This window comes from uncultured Paraglaciecola sp. (assembly GCF_913058035.1).
In the GTDB taxonomy this organism is placed as follows: domain Bacteria; phylum Pseudomonadota; class Gammaproteobacteria; order Enterobacterales; family Alteromonadaceae; genus Paraglaciecola.
In genome coordinates this window covers 1-4,047 of sequence record NZ_CAJXPA010000277.1, presented here as the reverse complement: position 1 = coordinate 4,047, position 4,047 = coordinate 1, and the positions used below count along the sequence as shown (strand labels likewise).

General features: G+C 36.3%; 4 protein-coding genes and 1 tRNA gene. 3 read left to right on the top strand and 2 right to left on the bottom strand.

The window, feature by feature from the left end; translation table 11 throughout:
- Window positions 1-115: 115 nt before the first annotated feature.
- From infC to rplT, 3 genes are all read left to right on the top strand, one after another.
- Window positions 116-670 carry a translation initiation factor IF-3 gene (gene infC, locus QZ562_RS20095; protein ID WP_363315388.1) on the top strand — a complete coding sequence of 185 codons (555 nt, stop codon included), beginning with the start codon at window positions 116-118 and terminating at the stop codon, window positions 668-670.
- A gap of 111 nt (window positions 671-781) precedes the next feature.
- On the top strand, window positions 782-979 hold the full coding sequence (gene rpmI, locus QZ562_RS20090; RefSeq protein WP_293764284.1) for a 50S ribosomal protein L35: 198 nt from the start codon (window positions 782-784) through the stop codon (window positions 977-979).
- Window positions 980-1,117: 138 nt separating this feature from the next.
- Complete coding sequence (gene rplT, locus QZ562_RS20085) at window positions 1,118-1,462, top strand: 50S ribosomal protein L20 (RefSeq protein ID WP_293764281.1); 345 nt, start codon at window positions 1,118-1,120, stop codon at window positions 1,460-1,462.
- Between the two features lie 212 nt (window positions 1,463-1,674).
- Here rplT and QZ562_RS20080 read toward each other — a convergent pair whose 3' ends face one another.
- Window positions 1,675-3,234, bottom strand: coding sequence for an IS5 family transposase (locus tag QZ562_RS20080; RefSeq protein ID WP_293764278.1), 1,560 nt, complete (start codon window positions 3,232-3,234; stop codon window positions 1,675-1,677).
- 388 nt (window positions 3,235-3,622) lie between these two features.
- Window positions 3,623-3,699: transfer RNA gene (locus QZ562_RS20075), tRNA-Ala, on the bottom strand.
- Window positions 3,700-4,047: the final 348 nt, after the last annotated feature.

Genomic DNA, 4,047 nt, shown 5'->3' with positions numbered 1-4,047 from the left:
AGCATTCTGAAGGTGATTTAGGAAGCTTTACGACAGAAAAAGTAGTGAATATGATAAATAAAGAAGTGAAAAGTAGCTTAACGAGCTTTGAAGTTTAATTTAAAAGACAGAAGACATAGCAATACGTAGACGTAGAACGAACCGCCCTGGAAGGGTAATCAAAGTAGATCCACACCGTATCAATCAAAAGATAATGGCTCAAGAACTACGTTTGGTTGGAGAAAATGTTGAAATTGGAGTTTACTCTCTCAACAAAGCACTTGCATTAGCGGAATCACTAGAATTAGATTTAGTTGAGATTTCTCCAAATGCTAAGCCTCCAGTATGTAAAATTTTAGAATATAAAAAATTCCTATACGAACAAAAAAAACGAGAAAAAGTTCTCAAGGCGAAAACAAGTAAAATTGTTTTAAAAGAAATACGTTTTGGGCCCAACACCGACGAGCATGATTATGAATTTAAAAAGAAACACGCTGAAAAGTTCCTTAAAGATGGTGCTAAACTAAAAGCGTATGTATTTTTTAAAGGTCGTTCTATTATATATAAAGATCAAGGAGAAATCTTATTGTTAAGACTGGCGCAAGATCTGGAAGAATTAGGTAAAGTAGAACAAATGCCAAAATTAGAAGGAAAGCGTATGATCATGTTCATTGCTCCAAAAAAGAAATAGTGTAAAACTATTAAAATTGAAATCTGATCCTTAGGGACTTATTTATATACCCTCTCAACAGGTACGTGTGCCAAAAGAGAAACAACGAAATAATATATAAAAGAAGGAATAATGCCTAAACAAAAAACAAAATCTAGTGCTAAGAAGCGTTTCAAGCTTACGGGTACTGGTAAAATCAAAAGAAAGCACGCGTTTAAAAGTCACATCTTAACAAAGAAGTCTAAGAAACGTAAGCTTAAATTAACTCATGACGGTTTAGTTCATGAAGCAGATACAAGTAATGTGAAACAAATGCTTCGTTTGAAGTAATTGAGTTCACGGTTAAACAATTTTATAACCCTGGAGATAGGCTTCATTGATTTGCGATTGACGATTGTCGATTGTTTATTTCTGAAATAAAGAGTCATCAAATTAACAAGACCGCCTACTACAAAAAACAATTAAATTATGCCAAGATCAGTAAATGCCGTAGCTCGTAGAGCTCGTAGAAAAAAAGTCCTCAAGCAGGCAAAAGGTTACTTCGGACGTCGTAAAAACGTTTGGACAGTAGCAAAAAATGCAGTAGATAAAGCAATGTCTTATTCTTACCGCGATAGAAGAAACAAGAAAAGATCATTTCGTAGATTGTGGATCACGCGTATCAACGCTGGTGCTCGCATGCATGGAATGAGCTACTCCGTATTTATGGGAGCTGTTAAAAAGAACCATATCGAGTTAAATCGTAAAGTTCTTGCAGATCTTGCCATGAATCACCCAGAAGCTTTTACAGCTGTAGTAAATAAAGTAAAATAATAAAGGTGTAACAACCTCTCGCAACTTGAAAATCCCCATCAGTAATGATGGGGATTTTTTTATGAGTAAAATTTAAATCTCCATCACGCAAGCTTTTTACAATAGAGGCATCTGTTTTATAAACAGCTCTATCATAAATGCGGCCTAAGCATGCTTCTCTCCTCTTGTGAGACAGGCAGCATGCTTAATGAATCGTTCGTTCTAGATAGGGTCTACTGAAAAATCATTTTCGCCTTCGAGTAAAAATTTTGATTTGGATGTCCATTTAGTGTTGTGGAATTTCCAATTTCTTTTGATATAAGTTTTATGAACTTGTATATTCGTTTTGTGCTGCATATGATGTTTAGAGACAGGAGATATTGCCAAAATATAGACACGGAAGAAGCTTTCTTCCGGTAGTTTATCAGATTCATTACAAAGAAGATACAGCTTATCCACGTTTCAGAAGTTTGTTTTAGTCTTGCTCTTATTTTATTAAGGTTGTATCGGTTTTTGCCTTGTCCAAATTTGCCTTCTATATGATTTCGCTCTGCGGCCTCCTTCTTTCGCTTGGCTTTTTCGTAATGATTCATTTTAGTTTTTGCCTTTCTGCCTAGTGGAGGTGCTGTAATACGTATGTTTCTTTCTTGAAGCCACTTACGGTTCTCTCGAGTAGCGTATATCTTATCTACTTGTACCAGCTCTGGATAGTATCCGTGTAGCCCACAGTAGGTCTCTACTTGGGCTTTGAGGTCTTTACTTTCATTATAGGCATCCCAACTCAGGGTTTCTATAAGTGCGAACCCATTATCTAAACCTACGCCTAGTTTGCTCCCAAACTCTACCCGTGCGTTTTGCTTTCCACGCACTATGGGGCGTACGTGAGCTTGATGTATACTTACTATCCTATTCTCGCAGGTACGAGTTTTGGTATCATACATTTGTTTTTGTTGTATGTATAGCTTTTTTATGGTTTCTAACATATCTAGGTCTGCTCTGGTCAGCGGATAATCTTTGCCTAGTACAAATTCTTGTGTGTTTGGCAACATTCTACCTATATACTTCAGGTTACGTCTCACACATTCCAGTAGCTTTCTATTCATCTTGCGGTGATCTGTATGTGTCTTCCTCTTTTTCTTAGAATAATTTAAAAAAACGGTGCTCATTTTTCTTCTATACGTTCTTGGCTTCTGCTTTAGGCTATCATCCCAGTGGTAGAGCTTATCTATCATATCTTCTAGTTTCTTTCTGCTAGCATTAAGCAGCTTGGAGTCTGTAGGATAGGTAATGTATTGGTCTGCTACTGTAGCATCGCCTTGCAGTTTACCCTTGTTTGGAGGCAAGTCATCATCGTCTTTCTTTTTTGTGATATTCTTCTTATCTGACTTGGCTGAGAGGTTTTGAATCAAATACGAGTTAAGTTCATCAAAGGTCTCTTTTCCGAGTCTCTTTCTGATGGTCACAAAAAGAGAAGAGTCAAAAATGGGCTTGGTTTGAAAACCTTCCAAACCTACGAAAAACTGCATATAGATATTTTCTTGTATCATCTCTATGGTACCTTGATCGCTCAGCCCTTCTTTGTGCTTGATGATTAGTGCTCCCAAGATGGTTCTGGGATTTATACCTGGACGTCCTCGCTTGGTATTCATCAAGGAGATATAGTGTTGTGCAAAAACATCCCACGGAACATCATTAGACATCTTTACCCATCGATTATCAGGTGATAAAGACTTTTTAAACGGCGTTTTGAAGTCGAAAATACTGGTCTGATTTTCTGACGTATACTGTATCATAATGCAAACTTAATTTACTCTAAGATACAATAAACCTGCATATTACAAGTGGAAAAACATGCTTTTTACAAACATATTTACTTGATTATTAATGTTATATATGATAAGTTTTAGTTTTTCAGTAGACCCTACATATATCCATAACAGATAGCTAAGCGCGTTTTTAGTTTTTCCTTGCTCATTTTTACACCTTAAAATTTAAAACTTTTAATCTTAATTTCGATAGCTATCGGGATTAGGGTTGAAATTTTCCCTTGATTAAGAAAAAAGCCTGTGCTAAGCTGCGGCACAGTATAAATATTTAGAAAACTACATCCGTTGTGTATACTTAAGCAAACAGCCCGCTCAAAATGAGCAGGCTGTTTTGTTTGAGCACTTTGATAATCTATGGTGGAGAATACCGGGATCGAACCGGTTACCTCTACACTGCCAGCGTAGCGCTCTAGCCAAATGAGCTAATTCCCCAAAAAATTAGATTCCAAAGATACACGTAATACCATTTACAATTTGAATTTACTGAAATAAAACAATCCTTTTTCCTTTCCATTTCAGAATAAAAAGAATCGTTAACAAAACTTCGACTCAGCTCAGAACTGGCGCTATGGTTTATTTTTATTCTTTGTATAAAGAAAAAAACCTTTCTCTTACGATAAATTCAGACTATATAGGGTATAAGCACTTATATTTTAGGGATTATCTTTGCGCGTTTTATGGCAGTTCAAATCAACACGTCGCAAATCCTTAAACTCGCCATACCAGCCATAGTAGCCGGTGTGGCTGAGGCTTTGATCAGTATAACAGATCTTGCTATTG

Excerpts from the sequence above, each read along its gene's own strand:
- rpmI (WP_293764284.1), top strand. The coding sequence starts at position 782 with ATGCCTAAACAAAAAACAAAATCTAGTGCTAAGAAGCGTTTCAAGCTT.
- rplT (WP_293764281.1), top strand. The coding sequence starts at position 1,118 with ATGCCAAGATCAGTAAATGCCGTAGCTCGTAGAGCTCGTAGAAAAAAA.
- QZ562_RS20080 (WP_293764278.1), bottom strand. The coding sequence starts at position 3,234 with ATGATACAGTATACGTCAGAAAATCAGACCAGTATTTTCGACTTCAAA.